A 17,857-nucleotide genomic window follows, 5' to 3' on the forward strand; every position below is an offset into this window, starting at 1 on the left:
CGCTCCCTTATGCGTTGTGCGAGGAGGAGGGGGATTCAGGCAGCCCGGCGGCGCGCAGAACCAGTTGCAGCACGCCGGCCGTGATGTGGGCGAAGTCCTGCCGCGTCAGCGCGCGGCGGCCCAGCAGCTTGCGGATCTGGACGTCGAAGTCGGCGTAATGCTGGGTCACCGCCCAGATCATGAAGAGGAACTGGCGGGCGTCGAGCGGGGCGATGCGTCCCGCCGCCACCCAGCCGTCGATGACGGCGGCCTTGGCGTCGACCAGCCGGCGCAGGTCGCCGGCCAGGAAGCCCTCGATCTGGGTGGCGCCGTGCAGGATCTCGTTGGCGAAGACCTTGGAGGCGTGGGGGCGGGTGCGCGACAGCTCCAGCTTGGCGGTGACGTAGGCGGTCAGCGCCGTGGCCGGATCGGCGTCGGGGGTCAGCGCCTGGATCGGCGTCAGCCACAGCCGCAGGATGTTGTCGAGCACCGCCCGGTAGAGATCCTCCTTGGTGCCGAAGTAATAATGCAGGTTGGCCTTGGGCAGCCCGGCCTTGTCGGCGATGTCCGCCATCGTCGCCCCGGCGCAGCCGGCCTCGGCGAAGACGAGTTCGGCCGCCTTGAGGATGCGCTCGACGTTCTCGCGGCGGATGCGCCCCCGCGCGGGGGCGGAGGGGGCGGGTCGCCGGCCAGTGTCATGGCCTTCGCCATTCGGTTCGGTGTCCCCCTCCCGTGGCGGGAGAGGGAGCGTGTCATTCCGCAATGGCATTCGCCCTCTCCAGCACGGCGTGCAGCAGCACCTCGCAGCCGGCCGTCGCCCATTCCGGGGTGGTTTCCTCGATCTCGTTGTGGCTGATGCCGTCGATGCAGGGGATGAAGACCATGGCGGTCGGCGCCACCTTCGACAGATAGCAGGCGTCGTGCCCGGCGCCCGAGACGATGTCGCGGAAGGAATGACCGGTCCGCTCCACCCCCTGGCGCACCGCCGCGACGCACGCCTCGTCGAACTTGATCGGCGCGTAGTACCAGATCTGCTGGAAGTCGCTCGCCAGCCCGATGGTCCGGGCGATGTCCGCCACGGCGGCGCGCAACTCGGCGTCCATCGCGGCCAGCGTCGCGTCGTTCGGATGGCGGAAATCGACGGTGAAGAAGACCCGCCCCGGAATGACGTTGCGCGAGTTGGGGTGGATCTGCATCAGCCCGACGGTGGCGCAGGCGAAGGGCGCGTGCTTCAACCCGATGCGGTTCACCGCCTCGACCACCCGCGCGGCGCCGAGCAGGGCGTCCCTGCGGCGGCCCATCGGCGTCGGGCCGGCGTGCGCCTCCTGGCCGGTGAAGGTGATCTCGTACCAGCGCTGGCCCTGGCAGTCGGTGACGACGCCGATGGTCTTGCCTTCGGCCTCCAGGATCGGACCCTGCTCGATGTGGGCCTCGAAATAGGCGCCGACCTTGCGTCCGCCGACCGGTTCGTCGCCGGCGTAGCCGATGCGTTCCAGTTCCCCGCCCATGGTCTTGCCGTCGAGGTCGGCGCGCGACAGGCCGTACTCCAGGTCGAACACCCCGGCGAAGACGCCGGACGACACCATGGCCGGGGCAAAGCGCGAGCCCTCCTCGTTGGTCCACACCGCGACCTCGATGGGCGCTTCGGTGACGTAGCCGAGGTCGTTGAGGCTGCGCACCACCTCCAGCCCGGCGAGCACGCCATAGACCCCGTCATACTTGCCGCCGGTCGGCTGGCTGTCGAGGTGGCTGCCCATGATGATGGGGGCCAAGCTGTCGTCGCGGCCGGGACGGCGGGCGAAGATGTTGCCCATCTTGTCGACGCTGACGGTGCAGCCGGCCTCCTCGCACCAGCGCACGAACAGGTCGCGGCTCTCGCGGTCGAGGTCGGTCAGGGCCAGCCGGCAGACGCCGCCCTTGGGCGTCGCGCCGATCCGCGCCATGTCCATCAGGCTCTGCCACAGGCGGGAGCCGTTCACGGCGACGTTCTGAGGATAGGACATCGGAGTAGCCTCCCAGGCTTATTCGGCGGCGGCGGGAACAGGGGACGGGGAGGTGCGCATCGGGTTGCGGGCGTCCTCCGGCCAGGTGACGTAGGGAAGCCCGTTCTCCTCGGGCCGCATGGTGATGCAGTCCGGCACCGGGCAGACGTGGGAGCACAGGTTGCACCCGACGCACTCCGCGTCGATGACCGTGAACAGGCGGCGCCCCTCCCGCCCCGCGCCCGGATCGATGCGGATCGCCTGGTGCGAGGTGTCCTCGCAGACGATGTGGCAGCGCCCGCAGTCGATGCACAAGGCGGGGTCGATCGCCGCCTTGGTCGAGAAGTTCATGTTCAGGTCGTTCCAGTTCACCACGTTGCGCACCGCGCGGCCGGAGAGCCGGTCGAGATCCGCGTAGCCCTTCTCGTCCATCCAGTTGGACAGGCCGTCGATCATGTCCTCGACGATCTTGAAGCCGAAGGTCATGGCGGCGGTGCAGACCTGCACGTTGGTGGCGCCCAGCGCCAGGAACTCCGCCGCGTCGCGCCACGTCGTGACGCCGCCGATGCCGGAAACGGGCAGCCGGGCCGTCTCCGGGTTGCGGGCGATCTCCGCCACCATGTTGAGCGCGATGGGCTTCACCGCCGGGCCGCAATAGCCGCCGTGGCTGCCCTTGCCGTCGACCACCGGGGTCGGCGCCATGGCATCGAGGTCGACGGCGACGATCGAGTTCACCGTGTTGATCAGCGACACCGCGTCGGCGCCGCCGCGCTTGGCCGCCTCGGCCGACCACAGGATGTTGGTGATGTTGGGGGTCAGCTTGACGATCACCGGCATGCGGGTGGCGGCCTTGGCCCAGCGCGTGACCTGCTCCACCAGTTCGGGCACCTGTCCGGTCGCCGATCCCATGCCGCGCTCGCACATGCCGTGCGGGCAGCCGAGGTTCAGTTCGATCCCGTCGGCTCCGGTCGCCTCGACCTTGCGGATCAGCCCGGCCCAGGCTTCCTCCTCGATGCGGGCCATCAGCGAGACGACCAGCGCGCGGTCGGGCCAGTCGCGCTTGACCTGCACGACCTCCTGGAGGTTGACCTCCAGCGGCCGGTCGGAGATCAGCTCGATGTTGTTCAGCCCGATCAGCCGGCGCTCGGTGTCGAGATGGGCGCCGTAGCGGCTGGAGACGTTGACGACGGGCGGATCCTCGCCCAGCGTCTTCCACACCACGCCGCCCCAGCCGGCCTTGAAGGCGCGGACGACGTTGGTCAGCTTGTCGGTGGGCGGGGCGGAGGCCAGCCAGAAGGGGTTCGGCGAGCGGATTCCGGCAAGGGTGCTGCGCAGGTCGGCCATGGTTCGGCTCCCGTCTCAGATATTTTGAGCGGTGGCGGCGCTCAGATGGCGGTGGATGGCCAGGGCGGCGAGCTTGCCGTCCTGCACCGACTGGACCGTCAGGTCCTCGCCCGTCGCGACGCAGTCGCCGCCCGCGAAGACGCCGGCCAGCGTCGTCCGGTACTCCGGATCCACGGCGATCTTGCCACCGGCGATCTCGAGCCCCGCCAGCGATTCCCGCGCCAGCGTCTGGCCGACCGCCTTCAGAACCATGTCGGCGGCGATGGTGAAGGTCTCACCGATGCCGGCGAGCCGGCCTTCCTCCAGCCGGGTGCGCTCGAAGGTCACGCCGTCCTCGCCAATGGCGGCCGGGGCGGCGAAGGTGCGCAGCGCAACGCCGTTGGTCTGGGCCAGCTCCTGCTCCCAGGCGGTGGCGCCCATCTGGCCGCGCCCGCGCCGGTAGACCAGCGTCACCTCCTCCGCTCCCAGCCGCTTCGCCTGGATGGCGGCGTCCACCGCGGTGTTGCCGCCGCCGATCACCACCACGCGCCGGCCGACGGCCGGCGGAGCCTGCGGGGGGGCCTGACGGACCCGCTCGATGAAGGCGGTCGCGTCCTCCACGCCGGCGCGTTCCTCGCCGGGAATGTTCAGGCGGTTGTTGCCGCCGAGCCCGACGCCGAGGAACACCGCGTCGAAGCCGGCGCGCAGTTCCTCCAGCGACAGGTCGGCGCCGAGGCGGCGGCCACGCTCGACGGTGATGCCACCGATGCCGAGGATGAAGGCGACCTCGCGCTGGGCGAAGTCGTCGGCCATCTTGTAGGGGGCGAGGCCGTACTCGTTCAGCCCGCCGGCCTTCGGCTTCGCCTCGAACACCGTGACCGCGTGGCCCAGCGTGGCGAGCCGGTGCGCGCAGGACAGGCCGGCCGGGCCGGCGCCGACCACGGCGACGCGCTTGCCGGTGGAATCCGCACGGGCGAAGGGATGGGCGGCGGCGGTGGCCAGAAGCCGGTCGGTGGCATGGCGCTGCAAGCGGCCGATGGCGACCGGCCGTTCCTCCGCCGTGTTGCGCACGCAGGCCTGCTCGCACAGCGTCTCGGTCGGGCAGACCCGGCCACAGGTGCCGCCCATGATGTTTTCCGACAGGATCGTCCGCGCGGCCCCCTTCAGGTTGCCGGTGGCGATGGAGCGGATGAAGGCGGGGATGTCGATCCCGGTCGGACAGGCACGGACGCAGGCGGCGTCGTAGCAGAACAGGCAACGGTTGGCCTCGGCGAGCGCCTGCACCGCGGTCAGCGGCGGCGTGAGGTCGGCGTAGGGCGAGGCCGGGCGGTCGGCGGTTGGAGGCGTGTCAGCGGTCAGGGTCATGGCGGATGGCTTCCCTTGTGTCGCTAGACGTGTGTGTCGCTGGGCGTGTGATCGATTGGCTTGGGTCTCGCTGGATTGGCGTGCGCCATGTGGGCGTGGCGTCCCGAGCCTCAGCAACCCGCATGCCAAGCCGGACCAAGGGCGACGCAGGGGCGGAAAAGCTGACTGTTCGGTCAGAGATTGACGCTTTGGACAATCATGGCAGCCATGCGCGTTGCACGCAACTCAGCCTTTCGGCGCCTGCATTTGCGGCGTTCGCGGGAAGTGGAGGGAGGATGCGGCCGGCGGCCGGCGGGAAACGCAACCCGTTCAACGGCTTGTGGGACCGGGGAGATGCCTCGCTTTTCGGCAGCCGGAGGACGGCCCGCCGCACCGGCCGATCGCGCAAAGGGGCTATGCCCGGAAAGGCCCGCATGGAATCCTGCCCCCGGCTTCTTCGCTGCACCGGACCGCCCGCCGATGGCCGAACCGCTTCGCCTGCTGATCGACCGGACCGACACGCCCATCGGCGAGCTGATCGTCGTCGCCGATGCGGAGGGCCATCTGCGCGCCGTCGATTGGACCGAGCATGAGCCGCGCATGCACCGGCTGCTGCGGCTTCATTACGGCACCGGATTCACCCTCACCCCGGCGCATGACCCGGCCGGGCTGACCGACGCGATGGCCGCCTATTTCGCGGGCGACCTCGCGATCATCGACCGTCTGCCGCTTCGCACCGGCGGCACCGGCTTCCAGCGGACGGTGTGGGAGGCGCTGCGCGGCGTTCCCTGCGGAACCACCATCACTTACACGGAACTGGCGCGGCGGGCCGGACGGCCAGCGGCGGTGCGGGCGGCCGGGCACGCCAACGGGGCGAACCCGGTGGGCATCGTGGTGCCCTGCCACCGGGTCGTCGGAACCGACGGATCGCTCACCGGCTATGGCGGCGGGATCGAGCGCAAGCGCTGGCTGCTGGCTCACGAACAGGGGCGGCTCTCCGAAGAGAGCCGTCTCATGGGAGCTTGACGCCGCGCCTCACCCCGCCAGACGCGTCAGGTGGTTGTCCCAGCGGAAGGCCGGGTCGCGGCGCTGGTCGGCGGCGCTCGCCGTCGGGGCGGCGACCGTCTCGATCACGCCGAGGCCGCTCGTCGCCTTGAAGCCGCCCTCGCCGGGAGCCAGGCCGCAACCGTCGGGCAGGGCGGTGGAGCCGAGCCACGCGCCGGACATCGCGTCCCACAGGCCGATCAGCCCGCCCTTGGGCGAACTAGCGGCGACCGTCCGGCCGTCCGAGGCGACGCTGCCGATGTAGCCGTCCAGCCGGGCCAGGATGTCGTCGGGCGTCTCGAACAGGCGAATGGCGCCGCTGCCCGGACGATGGGCGCCGGTCAAGGGCTGGAGCTCACCGATCGGCCGCTCGTCCTGCACGCCGAAGGCGACGCCGCCGTCGGCCAGCGGGGCGATGTGGCGGATGCCGAGGTTGGCGTGCTGCTCCGGCAGCCGCACCTTGTCGAGCAGCCGGCCGGTCGCCGCCTCGACGTAGGTCAGCGAGGCGTCCATCTCGTCGAGGTTCAGCTTCGCCCGCCCGGTGTCGGGGTGGGTGATGACGCCGCCGTTGGCGACGGCCAGCACCGTGCCGCCGTCCAGCATCAGCAGTTCGTGCGGGCCGAGCCCGTGGGTCGGCAGCACGCCGATCCGGCGGTAGCCGTCGTTGGCGTCGTAGACGCCGATGGCGCCGGTCTCGTTGGGGACGTCGTCCTCGGCCACATAGAGCAACGCGCCGTCGGCGGAGAAGGCGCCGTGGCCGGTGAAGCGGCGGTCGTCGGGCGCCCGCACCACCGGGCCGGCGGCCCCGTCGGTCAGCGACAGCGGCATGAACCAGCGGCCGGGCCGGCGGGCGAAGGCGACCGCCTCCGGCCGGGTCGGATGCGGCTCGATGGCGTGGGCGCGGCCCGGCGTGGCGGTGGTGAACAGAACCCGCCCGGCCTTGTCGAGCCCGGCGACGCCGAAATCGGGCGTCGCCCCGGCGGTGGCGTAGGCGTTGAGGTAGACCGGCGCGCCCGTGGCGCCGAAGGCGCGGGCCAGCCCGGCAACGGCGTCGAGCAGGCCGCTGCCCAGCGCGCCGCCGCCCAGCAGGCCCATGATGTTCCGGCGGTTCATCCTCTGACGATTCAGGGCCATGGCGTCAGTCCCCGTCCAGCTCGTTGAAGCCCAGCGTGATGTCGAGCAGCGGCGCCAGCGTGCCCAGCATCTCGACCCGCGCCGCCTTGATCAGGCGGAGCGCGCCGTCCACCGTCTTGCGCATCGCCGGATCGGCGACCGCGAGGTTGAGCGGGGCGGGGATGGCGGCGGCGGCCCCGATGGCGGCGGCGAAGCTTTCGTCGAGCGCCTGCTTGGCCGTGGCGCCGTCGTCGTTGGCGGGCAGCAGCGCGGCGAAGCCGGGGCCGCCCTTCTCGCCCAGCATCAGCGCCCGCATGGCTTCCAGGTTGATGACGATGTTGCGGGTCGAGCGGCCGCTGCGCAGCGCCTCGACCACCGCCGGCTTGGCCTCGGCGGCGCTGGTGCCGAGCGGGGCCATCAGCTTCTGGTCGACGACCACCTGCATGGCGGTGACGGCCGACGAGAACAGCGTGTTGACCGCCTCGGTCGGCGTCGGGCCGAGAATGGTCGCCTGCCCGGCGGCCAGCGGCGCCTCCAGCGCCTTCCAGCCGTCGCGCGCCTCGGCGGCCATGGCGGCGAGGTTGCGGGCGGCGGCCACGGCCAGGGCGCCCCGGAAGCGCTTGGCGTCGTCGCCGGCGAAGCTGTCGGCGGTGACGCCCTCGTCGAACAACAGCCGCTCCAGCACGGTCAGCCCCTGCACGGCGGCGCTCTGGCGGGCCAGGGCGCCGGGCTCCAGCAGCTTCGCGTTGCGGTCGCGCAGGATCTGGGCAATCTGGCGCTGGACCACGCCGGGGCGCTCCGGCCAGAAGGCGATGCGGTCGGAGCGCAGGTCGGTGGTCAGCGGGCCGGGGCGGAGATGCTGGACGCCGGCCCAGGCGTCGGTGACGGCCCGGTGGGCGGCGCGCGCCTCCTCCAGCCCGGCGGCGTCGGGGGCCGCCGCGAAGCGGTCGAGCCGGTCGGCGTAGGCGGTCGTCGCCGTGGCGAAGGTCTCGAAGCGGGGCAGGGCGTGGGTGCGGAGCAGGCCGACCAGGAAGCCGGTGTCCTTCGACGCCTCCCGCGCGGCCAGGGCGGCGCGTCCCGGCAGCAGGGCCGCCAGGGCGGCGGCGGCGGACATCAGACCAAGCAGGACGCGGCGTCGCATGTTCTCTTCCTCGTTGCCGTTCGGCGGGGCCGGTCCCGGCCACCCGTCTCCTTTACAAACCCAGCACGTAGCGCACCAGCGCTTTCCGCGACCCGGCGGGCAAATCCATGAAATTGCTAAGGGCTTTCTCCGCCTCGCCACCGTGCCAGAGGATCGCCTCGGTCACGCTGCGGGCGCGGCCGTCGTGCAACAGCGACAGGCGGCCGTCGTCCTTGGCCAGCCGGTTCAGCCCCCACAGCGGCGTGGTGCGCCAGTCCCGCCCGCGCGCCTCGCCCATCGGCACGTCGTCGGCCAGCCCGTCGCCCATGTCGTGCAGCAGCAGATCGCTGTGCGGGAAGATCGTCCCCACGGTCGGGCCGGCGTCCTTGCCCGGCTCGCCATCCGTCACCGGGTAGGAGGGGCGGTGGCAGGCGGCGCAGCCCGTCGCGGCGAACAGGGCGCCGCCGGCCTTGTCCCTGGACGCCTTCAGCCCGCCATCGGGCGGCAGGGAGCGCAGATAGACGTCGATCAGCCCGATGACGGTGGAGGGAATCTCCAGCCCCTCGAACTGCTTGGAATCGCCGTGCCTGGCCTCGCGGCAGGCGGTCTGCGCCGGCGTGCAGTCGCCCCACGGGTCGGGGAAGGCCGGGGTCGACATGCCGATGTCGAGGCTGAAGGCTTCGGAATCCTGGTGGTTCAGGGTCGGGTGGGTGGCCTTCCAGCCGAAACGGCCGATGCGGGGCGCGGTCTCCCCCAGGGAGGTCATCGTGATGCGGTTGGGGCGGCCGGCGACGACGCCCTCGCGCGCCTGCCGGTCGGCCTCGGCCTGGATCGCGGCCTCCGGGATGCGGTCGAGCAGCCCCATGCCATGGACGCGCGGCGCCACGCGCGCCGACAGCGCCGTCGCCTCGGCGAGCGGGCCGTAGCCGAGATCCTTCACAGCGTAGGCCGGGCGGCGCAGCCGGACGATCTCGCCGTCGTCGAAGCGGACAGGCTCCTCGCGGTAGGCGACGCCCGGCCGGCCCTCGATGATCTGGCCGAGAAGGGCGTTCGACTGGATCTGCCGGCCATAGACCGGGTCGTCGTTCAGCTTGATGGCGAAGCCGACGCCCTGGTCGCCCTGATCGTTGCCCTCGGCCGCCGGGTCGGGCGGACGCCCGCCACCGCCGCGCGGGTGGCAGGTGGCGCAGGAGCGCGCGTTGTAGAGCGGCCCCAGCCCGTCGGCCGCCTGGGTGGCGGTGGGGGCGGCGACCCACATGCGGCGGAACAGCCCCTCGCCGATCCGGGCGTCGAGCCCGTCGGCGGCCGGAGCCGCGCCGGAGGGCAGGGCAAGCAGCAGCGCGGCGGCCAGGCCGAGCGGCAGACGGCTCAGGAATCGGCGGCGCGGGCGCGGGGAGGAAACGTCAGGCAACGCGGATGTATCCCATCATGCCGGTGTCCTGATGCTCGATGATGTGGCAGTGGAACATCCAGTCGCCGGGGTTGTCGGCCTTGATGGCGACGCGCAGCCGCTCCTTCGGCTCCAGCAGCACGGTGTCGGCGTGGTGCGGCACGACCTTGCGCTGGTCCGACGACAGCACCGAGAAGGTGTAGCCGTGGATGTGGATCGGGTGCAGGTGCGGCGTCAGGTTGGCCAGCTCGAAGACGTAGCTGCGCCCCAGCTCCAGCGTGGTGATCGGCGGCGGCAGCCGCTCGTGCCCGCCCTCCGGCCAGCTCTGCTGGTTGATCGCCCAGAAGGTCTTCTGCGACAGGCACAGCGAATCGGCGTAGGGCAGGGTCGTCAGCAGCGCCTCGTCGAAGACCTGCGCCACGGCGGTCGCCGAGAAGGCCATCGGGATGACCTGGGCGTTTCTCAGGTCCGGCTTCGGGATGTCGGCGGCCGGCAGGGCGCGCGGGGCGAAGCGCTTGTTGGGCAGGGTCGGGCCGGCGGCGCGGAAGACGGCCAGCGGCTTGGGCTCGGCGGAATAGACGTTGAGCAGACGGATCGTCCTACCGGCCTCCCTCGGCGCGCGGAAGACCACGTCGACCCGCATCGCCGGGCCCATCGGCCAGCCGTCGAGCGGGCGGGGCGGCAGCGGGTTGCCGTCCACCGCGATGATCCAGGCGTCCGCCCCCTCGACCTTCAGGTCGATGACCCGGCTGCTGTCGACGTTGTAGAAGCGGGCGCGGACGTCGCCGTTGGCCGGCACGTCGATCACCGGCTCGATCAGCCCGTTGACGGTGGAAACGCCGCCGAAGGTCCCGGCGCGCGAGGCGCCGCGGTCGCTGGTGAAGGCGCCGAACGCCCCGGTTTTGTCGAGGATCCAATCCTTGATCATGCAGACGAGGTCGGCGTCGAATTTGGGGCCGCCCTCCTCCTCGACGATCAGGGCGCCGGCCAGACCGCGCCCCAGCAGCTCCACCGTGTTGCAATGGGGGTGGAAGAAGAAGGAACCGGAATCGGGCGGGGTGAATTCGTAGACGTGCCGCTCGCCTGGTTTGGTCGCCGGCTGGGTCAGGAAGGGAACGCCGTCCTCGGCGTTGGGCAGGCGGATGCCGTGCCAGTGGATCGAGGTGTGCTCCTCCAGCTCGTTGACCAGCGTGGCGCGCAGCCGCTGGCCCTTGCGCATGCGGATCACCGGGCCGGGAAAGCGTTCGGCGTAGGTGATCAGCGGCGAGGGGCCCGCCGGTTCCGCCAGGATGCGCTGGAACCGCTGCTTGGCGACCAGTTCCACCTCGACAAGGCTGCCGGCCGCCGGATCGCCTGGAGCGGCGCCGCGCGGGGCGGGGAGGGGAGCGGCGCCGGTCGATCCGCCGCCCACCGCCGACGCCGCCAGAGCCACCCCGCCCGCCCGCAACAGGGCACGGCGGGACAAACGGGACTCAAAGGGATGCGTCATGGCAGGCGTCCGTACAGGCACACGGAGAACAAAAACGACGAGGCGGTTCCCGGCCCCGTCCCCCCGCGCGCGTTGGCCCGGAAGGGAAAGGGCAGCGTCCCGACGCGGGGAACGGGGCCGAAACCGCTGGGTCGGAGGATTGCCGGACCCTTACTTGCCGATCTTCGACGGGTCGTCAAGGCTGTCGGAGCCCTGGACGTTGATCGACACACCCAGCGCCGCGACGGCGCCCTCCAGCGCCTTCTTCTGGGCGACGAGGCTGTCCACCGCGTCGGAGACCAGCTTGTTGCCCTCGGGGTTGTCGGCGCCGATCATCTGGTCGTAGGCCATCTTGTGGCTGTCGGCCGTGTCCTTGATCGCCTGCATCGACTTGGTGGTCGCGGCCATCGCCTGCTTCACCTGGGCGTCGGCCTCGGCCGACTTGGCGGCCACGAGCTGCGACAGCGACGCGCCCGACACGATTTTGCCGTCGGTCCGCTTGTAGGTGCCGCCATAGACGTTCACCATGCCGACCTGGTCGTAGTAGTGGGAGTTGTGCGTGTTGTCGGAGAAGCAGTCATGCTCCTCCTCCGGGTCGTGCAGCATCAGGCCGAGCTTCATGCGCTCGCCGGCCAGCTCGCCGTAGCTCAAGGATCCGAGGCCGGTCAGGATGCGGGCGACGCCCTCCTCCTCCTTGGCCTTGGCGATCGAGGCGCGGGCCTTGCCCTTGGCGCCCCAGGCCTCGACCATCTCGCCCAGATCCTCGACCAGCATCTGGCTGGCGACCTTCAGGAACTGCGCGCGGCGGTCGCAGTTGCCGTTGGTGCAGTCCTTGCCCTTGGCGTAGTCGGTCGCCTTGCGCTCGCCGGCGCCCGGACCGGTGCCGTGCAGGTCCTGGCCCCACAGCAGGAACTCGATGGCGTGGTAGCCGGTGGCGACGTTCGCCTCGACCTTGCCGGCCTCGTGCAGCTTGTCGGCCAGCAGCTCCTTGGTGATCTTGGAGGCGTTGATCGTCTTGCCGCCGGCCGTGATCTTCGGGTTGGCGATGACGTTGGCCTTGGCGTAGGGGTTGCTCTCGCCACCGCCGTAGGACTCGTCAACATAGTCGATCAGGCCCTCGTCGAGCGGCCAGGCGTTGACCTTGCCCTCCCAGGCATCGACGATCGGGTTGCCGAAGCGGAAGGCCTCGGTCTGCATGTAGGGCACGCGGGCGTTCAGCCAGGCGGTGCGGGCCTTGGCGAGGTTCTCCTCGGTCGGCTGGGCGACCAGCGCGTCGATGGCCGTCTTCAGCGCCTTGGCGCCGTTGGCGGAGTCCTCATAGGCGGCGTGGGCGATGTCGGCGTAGGTCTTCGCGACGTCCTTGTAGGCCGGCTTGGCCGTCTGGGCATGGGCGGCGAAGGGCAGCAGAGCAACAACGGCCACGGCGGCAAGGCCGGCAGCGCGCTTCGACATGGAGGTCTCCTCGAACGGCGGTGAGCCCGTGGGCGGGCGAGAGTGAACCTGTGCAAGTGCGAATGATTTTCACGGATTAACGTCGCGAATCGTTCGCACTGTCAAGCCCTAACCGCCTTATGGCTATCACGATCGGAATGGGACGGCGGGACAGGCCGGCGGGGCGTGCCGCCGGCCCGCTCCCTCAGCGGTCGGCGCGCAGCGGGCCATGCTCCACCGGAACCCAGGCGTAACCGTTCCCCTCGGCGCGGACATGGCCGATGCCGGGGAAGGGCAGGTGGGCGCCCGCCACCCACAGCCGGTCGCGCGCCGCGTCGGCCAGGATCGCCTTGCGGGTCGCCACCGCCTTGGGCTGGTCGGTGTCGAACTCGATGGCGACCTCCGGCCGGGGGAACTGGACGGCGTGGTTGTGGATGATGTCCCCCCAGGCCAGCAGGCTCTTGCCACCCGACGCGATGAGGTAGCCGGTGTGCCCGGGGGTGTGACCGAACGCCGCGACCGGCGTGATCCCCGGCAGCAGTTCGGCGCCGCCCTGGAACGTCTTGAAGCGGCCGGCGGCGCGGTAGGGCGCCACGGAGTCGCTCGCCATCTTGAAGAAGGGCTTCATCCCGTCGGGCGCCTTGGCGGCGGTCGCCTCGTCGAGCCAGAAATCGGCCTCCTCCTTGGCCGCCCGCACCTCGGCGTTGGGAAACAGCGGCTTGCCGTCCGGGGTCAGCAGCCCGGCGGCGTGGTCGGCGTGCAGATGGGTCAGCAGCACCGTGTCGATCTGCGCCGGCTCGTAGCCCGCGGCGCGGATGGCGGCGCGCAGGCCGCCCAGCGTCGGGCCGAAGGCGCCGGCCGCCCCGACGTCGACCAGCACCAGATTGGAGCCGGTGTGGACCAGGAAGGCGTTCACCGCCGTCTGCACGCCCGGCGTCGCCTCCTGGAACATGCGGGCGAGCAGGCTTTGCAGGTCGCCGGCGCTGACCCCGGTCAACAGGGTGGGGGCGAGGTCGATGTAGCCGTCGTAGAGCGCCGTCACCTCGAAGGCGCCCAGCGCCATCCGGTAATAGCCCGGAACCTGGGTCTTCTGCTGGGCCGGCGGCGCCGCGAGGGCGGAGGCCGCCGGCAGCGCCACCGGGGCGGCGACGGCCAGCGCGACCAGCGCGGCCCGGGTCAGGGTGGACAGACGGTGCGCCATGGATTGGGTCCTCGCCGTTGGATCAGCCGTTCACCCACGCATCCTTGCGTGGCGGCGGGCGGATTCGGGATCCGCGTTCGCCGCCATCCTCCGAAAGCACGGCAAGCCCGTCAACCGTGTCTGGCGCGAGGCAGGCAACCGGCGCGTGCCGGTTGATCGGTGACGGTCACAAGGGGCGCCGTCCCGAGACACGGATGAACGCGAATATCCACGGACGAACACGGATTTTGTTGCGTCTTGATCCCGTTCATCCGTGAGCCGGCGCAGCCGGCATCCGTGTTCATCCACGCCAAAAAGCACGTCAACCGGCGCGACGCAGCGCCTGGTCGAGATCCGCGAACAGGTCGTCGGGCGACTCCAGGCCGACCGACAGGCGCAGCAGGTCGCCCGGCACCGGGGAGTTCGGCCCCTCGATGCTCGATCGGTGCTCGATCAGGCTCTCCACCCCGCCCAGCGAAGTGGCGCGGCGCCAGATGCCGACGTTGGCGGCTGTGGATATCGCCGCCTGGGTGCCGGCCTTGACGCGGATCGACAGCATGCCGCCGTAGCCGCCGGTCATCTGGCGCGCGGCGATGCCGTGGCCGGGGAAGCCGGGCAGGCCGGGGTAGAGCACGTCGGACACCGCCGGATGCGCCAGCAGCTTCTCGGCCAGCCCCTGCGCCGCCGCGCTCTGCCAGCGGACGCGGGCGAACAGGGTGCGCAGGCCGCGCTGGAGCAGCCACGCCTCGAAGCTGCCGAGGATGCCGCCCTGCTGGCCCTGCACCGCCTTGATGCGCGCCCAATGCTCGTCCTTGCGGGCGGTGGTGAGCGTGCCGGCGATCACGTCGGAATGGCCGTTCAGGTACTTGGTCGCCGAATGCATGACGAGGTCGGCGCCGAGGTCGAGCGGGCGGGTGTGGACCGGCGTCGCCACCGTGCTGTCCACCGCCAGCCGGGCGCCGGCCTCGTGCGCCAGCCCGGCGACGGCGGCGATGTCTGTGACCGTCCACAGCGGGTTGGCCGGCGTCTCCACCCACACCAGCCTGGTCTCGCCGGGGCGGAGCGCGGCGCGCACCGCGTCGCTGTCGCTGGTGTCGACGCCCTCGACCCGCAGGCCCCAGCGGGTGGCGGATCCGTGCAGCCAGTTGCGCAGCGCCCAGTACATGACGTCCGGCACCAGCACATGGTCGCCGGGGTCGAGCGCCTGGAAGACCGCCGTCGCCGCCGCCATGCCCGAGGCGAACAGCAGCGTGTCGGCGCCGTTCTCCAGCGCGCTCAGCGTGCGGGCCGGCGTGTCGAAGGTCGGGTTGTCGGCGCGGGCGTAGACCCGGCCCCGGCCGTAGGCGTTGTCGGGGTCGCGGATGTAGGTGGTGGAGGGGTGGATCGGCGGGATGATGGCGCCGCTGTCCGCGTCCTCGTAGCCGAGCGCGCCGGCGGCGACGGTCTCCGGACGGTGGGGGTGGTCGGTCATCGCCGGGGAACTCCAGATCGGGGAATAACTTTGCAGGGAAAGCCAAGAATAGCGGGCGCCGCCGCGCTTGTCGCTTTTCCCGGACGGCCTATCCGCTCTTGTTGGATTGCCGCGACCCGGCCGGTTTCGCTATGACAGTGGGACCTTGGACCGAGGAGACCACGCCCTGGACCGCCCGCCAGACCACCAGGATGCCATGGACCGGCATCTCCTGACGCTGAGCGACAGCCCGACCGGCGCGCTGGTCGCGGCCTTCGACTGGTCGGCGACCAGCCTCGGCCCCATCGCGGACTGGCCGCGGAGCCTGCGCACGGTCGTCGATCTGGTGGTGCATTCGCCGGTTCCGATGGTGCTGATGTGGGGGCCGGACCACCGCATGGTCTACAACGACGGCTACGCGCGGATCGCCGGGGGCAAGCACCCCCAGGCGCTGGGCGGCACCGTCCCCGGCGTCTGGCCGGAAATCTGGGACTGGAACCGGGCCATCCTGGAGAAGGGCTTCCGCGGCGAGGTGCAGGCCCACACCGACCATCTCTTCCTGCTGGAGCGCAACGGCGCGCCGGAGGAGGTGTGGTGCGACCTGTTCTACAGCCCGGTTCCCGATGAAAGCGGGCGGGTCGCCGGGGTGCTCTGCACCGTGATCGAGACCACCGCGCGCATCCACGCCATGCGCGCCACCGAGCGCAGCGAGGAGCGGCTGCGCCACGCGCTGGACGCGGCGGCGGCGGTCGGCGTGTGGGACTGGGATGTCGTCGGCGGCCGTGTCCACACCGACGCCGCCTACGCGCGGCTCTTCTCGGTCGATCCGGCGGCGGCGGCGGCCGGGGCGCCGCTGTCCGACTTCGTCGACGGCATCCTGCCGGAGGACCGTGACGGCGTCCGGCGCTGCCTGGACGCGGCGATGCGGGACGGCCGCCGCTTCACCATCGAGTACCGCCTGCTTTCGGACGGCGGGATGCGTTGGGTGTCGAGCCACGGACGCCGCCTGTCGGGCCCCGAGGGCGCGCCGCTGCGCATATCCGGCGTGACGGTGGACATCACCGAACGCAAGGCCATCGAGGAGGCGCTGCGCGGCAGCGAGAGCCGGCTGCGCCGGGCGCAGGAAGCCGGCCGGGTCGGCACCTTCGAGGTCGACATCGCCGGCTCCACCCTGACCGGCTCGGACATGTTCTTCCGCCTGTGGGGGCTGGAGCCGATGGAAAGCGCCCCGGCCGCCCTGTTCGAGGGCATGCTGGTGCCGGAGGACCGGGCGCTGTCCTCCAACGACGGCAGCCGGGCGGCGGGCAGCGCGGCGACGGCCGTGGAATACCGCATCCGCCGCGCCGACACCGGCGAGGAGCGCTGGCTCTCCCGCCACGCCGACTTCCTGCGCGACGGCGACGGACACCCGGTGCGGCTGGTCGGCACGCTGCACGACGTGACCGAACGCAAGCGGGCCGAGATCGCCCTGCGCGCGCTGAACGCCGAGCTGGAGGCCCGCGTCGCCGAGCGCACGCGCGAGCGCGACCGCATCTGGGCGGTGTCGCAGGATCTGCTGTGCATCGCCGACCTGGACGGCGTGCTTCTGAGCGTCAACCCGGCCTGGAGCCGGACGCTGGGCTGGTCGGATTCGGAGATCGTCGGGCGGACCGCCACCTGGATGGAGCACCCTGACGATCACGAGCGCAGCCGGCGGAAGGTCGCCGGGCTGGCGGCCGGGACTCCGACGCTGAACTACGAGAACCGTTTCCGCTGCCGCGACGGCACCCACCGCTGGCTGTCCTGGGCGGCGGTGCTCGACAACGGCCTCGTCTACGGCGTCGCCCGCGACATCACCGCCGGGAAGGAGCGCGACGCCGAGCTGGAACGCGCCCGCGAGCAGCTCCGCCAGAGCCAGAAGATGGAGGCGATCGGCCAGCTCACCGGCGGCATCGCCCACGATTTCAACAACCTGCTCCAGGCCATGTCCGGCTGCCTGCAACTGATCGGCCGGCGCGCCGGGGAACGGCCGGGGGTGGCGCCGCTGATCGACGCCGGGCGGCAGGCGGTGGACCGCGGGGCGCGGCTGGTCCAGCAGCTGATGGCCTTCGCCCGCAAGCAGAGCCTGCACCCCGAGCCCTTCGACCTGCGCGACCGGCTGCTCGGCATGACCGGCCTGCTGGAGCGCGCGCTGCGCGCCGACATCCAGGTCTCGATGGACCTCGCCACCGGGCTGTGGGCGGTGGAGGCCGATCCGACACAGTTCGAGCTGGCGGTGCTGAATCTTGCCGTCAACGCGCGCGACGCCATGCCCGGCGGCGGGCGCCTCGTCATCGCCGCCTGCAACGTCACGCTGGGCGGAGCCGCCACCGGCGGGCCGGGACCGGACGGGCTGGCCGGCGATTTCCTGCGCATCCGCGTCACCGACACCGGAACCGGCATGGCGCCGGAGGTGACGGCGCACGCCTTCGAACCCTTCTTCACCACCAAGCCGGTCGGCAAGGGCACCGGGCTCGGCCTGTCCCAGGTCTACGGCTTCGCCCGCCAGTCGGGCGGCACGGTGATGGTCGACAGCGCCCCCGGCCATGGCACCACCGTGACCCTGCTGCTGCCGCGCGCCACCTGCGACAAGGTGAGCGACGCGGCCGGCGAACCGATGGCCGGGAACGGCGCCGCCCCGCCCGGACGCGGCCTGCGCATCCTGATGGTGGAGGACGACCCGCTGGTCGCCCCGGTGGTGAGGGCGGCGCTGGAGGAGATGGGCTACACGGTCGCCCATGCGGTCAACGGCCACGAGGCGCTGGTCCGCCTGCGCGGCGGCGAGCCGGCCGACCTGCTGTTCTCCGACGTGGTCATGCCGGGAACGGTCAGCGGCGTCGATCTGGCGCGCGAGATCCGCCGCCTGCGCCCCGGCCTGCCGGTGCTGCTGACCACCGGCTACAACGAGGATCTGATGGGGATGGAGGCGTTCCACGTCCTGCCCAAGCCGTACCGCATCGAGGATCTGGCCGCCGCCATCGAGGCTGAGCTGACGGCCGGGCGCGGGTGAGGCCC

The 17,857-nt window shown here is 71.6% G+C and carries 13 protein-coding genes; 2 read left to right on the forward strand and 11 right to left on the reverse strand.

Translation table 11 applies throughout. The features are described from left to right. Window positions 1-7 precede the first annotated feature (7 nt). From JN22_RS00680 to JN22_RS00695, 4 genes are read right to left on the reverse strand one after another with little or no spacing between them, the layout of a single operon-like run. Window positions 8-748, reverse strand: a complete 741-nt coding sequence (locus JN22_RS00680; RefSeq protein ID WP_085552075.1) for a TetR/AcrR family transcriptional regulator — start codon at window positions 746-748, stop codon at window positions 8-10. Next, on the reverse strand, window positions 732-1,982 hold the full coding sequence (locus tag JN22_RS00685) for a Zn-dependent hydrolase (protein WP_085552076.1): 1,251 nt from the start codon (window positions 1,980-1,982) through the stop codon (window positions 732-734). Before JN22_RS00685 ends, JN22_RS00680 begins: the two co-directional genes overlap by 17 nt. 18 nt (window positions 1,983-2,000) lie before the next feature. After that, window positions 2,001-3,305 carry an NAD-dependent dihydropyrimidine dehydrogenase subunit PreA gene (gene preA, locus JN22_RS00690; protein ID WP_085552077.1) on the reverse strand — a complete coding sequence of 435 codons (1,305 nt, stop codon included), beginning with the start codon at window positions 3,303-3,305 and terminating at the stop codon, window positions 2,001-2,003. Window positions 3,306-3,320: 15 nt separating this feature from the next. Further along, the gene (locus JN22_RS00695; protein ID WP_085552078.1) at window positions 3,321-4,649 is read right to left on the reverse strand and encodes an NAD(P)-dependent oxidoreductase; all 1,329 of its coding nucleotides are present in this window, start codon (window positions 4,647-4,649) and stop codon (window positions 3,321-3,323) included. A gap of 459 nt (window positions 4,650-5,108) precedes the next feature. Between JN22_RS00695 and ogt the strand changes: the two genes are divergently transcribed. Then, window positions 5,109-5,654: a methylated-DNA--[protein]-cysteine S-methyltransferase gene (gene ogt / locus JN22_RS00700; RefSeq protein ID WP_085552079.1), complete on the forward strand. Its 546-nt coding sequence runs from the start codon at window positions 5,109-5,111 to the stop codon at window positions 5,652-5,654. A gap of 9 nt (window positions 5,655-5,663) precedes the next feature. Here ogt and JN22_RS00705 read toward each other — a convergent pair whose 3' ends face one another. The 7 genes from JN22_RS00705 to JN22_RS00735 all read right to left on the reverse strand — a co-directional run bounded on the left by JN22_RS00705 (window position 5,664) and on the right by JN22_RS00735 (window position 14,845). Then, window positions 5,664-6,806, reverse strand: a complete 1,143-nt coding sequence (locus JN22_RS00705; protein WP_223677500.1) for a DUF1513 domain-containing protein — start codon at window positions 6,804-6,806, stop codon at window positions 5,664-5,666. A 4-nt stretch (window positions 6,807-6,810) separates the two neighbouring features. After that, the gene (locus JN22_RS00710; RefSeq protein WP_223677501.1) at window positions 6,811-7,926 is read right to left on the reverse strand and encodes an imelysin family protein; all 1,116 of its coding nucleotides are present in this window, start codon (window positions 7,924-7,926) and stop codon (window positions 6,811-6,813) included. A gap of 52 nt (window positions 7,927-7,978) precedes the next feature. Beyond that, complete coding sequence (locus tag JN22_RS00715) at window positions 7,979-9,316, reverse strand: di-heme oxidoredictase family protein (protein WP_085552081.1); 1,338 nt, start codon at window positions 9,314-9,316, stop codon at window positions 7,979-7,981. Further along, a complete protein-coding gene (locus tag JN22_RS00720) occupies window positions 9,309-10,784 on the reverse strand; it encodes a multicopper oxidase family protein (RefSeq protein WP_085552082.1) in 1,476 nt (491 codons plus the stop codon). The genes JN22_RS00715 and JN22_RS00720 overlap by 8 nt, the downstream gene beginning before the upstream one ends. A 150-nt stretch (window positions 10,785-10,934) precedes the next feature. Then, window positions 10,935-12,215 (reverse strand): imelysin family protein, encoded by a 1,281-nt coding sequence (locus JN22_RS00725; protein WP_085552083.1) that lies wholly within the window; start codon window positions 12,213-12,215, stop codon window positions 10,935-10,937. Window positions 12,216-12,399: 184 nt separating this feature from the next. Beyond that, entirely contained in the window at window positions 12,400-13,395 is a 996-nt protein-coding gene (locus JN22_RS00730; protein ID WP_085552084.1) for an MBL fold metallo-hydrolase, read from the reverse strand. A 301-nt stretch (window positions 13,396-13,696) separates the two neighbouring features. Then, window positions 13,697-14,845, reverse strand: coding sequence for a trans-sulfuration enzyme family protein (locus tag JN22_RS00735; RefSeq protein ID WP_085552085.1), 1,149 nt, complete (start codon window positions 14,843-14,845; stop codon window positions 13,697-13,699). Window positions 14,846-15,041: 196 nt separating this feature from the next. Here JN22_RS00735 and JN22_RS00740 point away from each other — a divergent pair, with 196 nt between their 5' ends. Beyond that, window positions 15,042-17,852, forward strand: a complete 2,811-nt coding sequence (locus JN22_RS00740; RefSeq protein WP_085552086.1) for a hybrid sensor histidine kinase/response regulator — start codon at window positions 15,042-15,044, stop codon at window positions 17,850-17,852. The last annotated feature ends 5 nt before the right edge of the window (window positions 17,853-17,857 follow it).

This window comes from Azospirillum agricola (genome assembly GCF_020005195.1).
GTDB lineage: Bacteria > Pseudomonadota > Alphaproteobacteria > Azospirillales > Azospirillaceae > Azospirillum > Azospirillum agricola.

What these genes read in the sequence shown, in the direction of transcription:
- JN22_RS00680 (WP_085552075.1), bottom strand. Translation starts at nt 748, where the DNA reads ATGCCATTGCGGAATGACACGCTCCCTCTCCCGCCACGGGAGGGGGAC.
- JN22_RS00685 (WP_085552076.1), bottom strand. Translation starts at nt 1,982, where the DNA reads ATGTCCTATCCTCAGAACGTCGCCGTGAACGGCTCCCGCCTGTGGCAG.
- preA (WP_085552077.1), bottom strand. Translation starts at nt 3,305, where the DNA reads ATGGCCGACCTGCGCAGCACCCTTGCCGGAATCCGCTCGCCGAACCCC.
- JN22_RS00695 (WP_085552078.1), bottom strand. Translation starts at nt 4,649, where the DNA reads ATGACCCTGACCGCTGACACGCCTCCAACCGCCGACCGCCCGGCCTCG.
- ogt (WP_085552079.1), top strand. Translation starts at nt 5,109, where the DNA reads ATGGCCGAACCGCTTCGCCTGCTGATCGACCGGACCGACACGCCCATC.
- JN22_RS00705 (WP_223677500.1), bottom strand. Translation starts at nt 6,806, where the DNA reads ATGGCCCTGAATCGTCAGAGGATGAACCGCCGGAACATCATGGGCCTG.
- JN22_RS00710 (WP_223677501.1), bottom strand. Translation starts at nt 7,926, where the DNA reads ATGCGACGCCGCGTCCTGCTTGGTCTGATGTCCGCCGCCGCCGCCCTG.
- JN22_RS00720 (WP_085552082.1), bottom strand. Translation starts at nt 10,784, where the DNA reads ATGACGCATCCCTTTGAGTCCCGTTTGTCCCGCCGTGCCCTGTTGCGG.
- JN22_RS00725 (WP_085552083.1), bottom strand. Translation starts at nt 12,215, where the DNA reads ATGTCGAAGCGCGCTGCCGGCCTTGCCGCCGTGGCCGTTGTTGCTCTG.
- JN22_RS00730 (WP_085552084.1), bottom strand. Translation starts at nt 13,395, where the DNA reads ATGGCGCACCGTCTGTCCACCCTGACCCGGGCCGCGCTGGTCGCGCTG.
- JN22_RS00735 (WP_085552085.1), bottom strand. Translation starts at nt 14,845, where the DNA reads ATGACCGACCACCCCCACCGTCCGGAGACCGTCGCCGCCGGCGCGCTC.
- JN22_RS00740 (WP_085552086.1), top strand. Translation starts at nt 15,042, where the DNA reads ATGGACCGGCATCTCCTGACGCTGAGCGACAGCCCGACCGGCGCGCTG.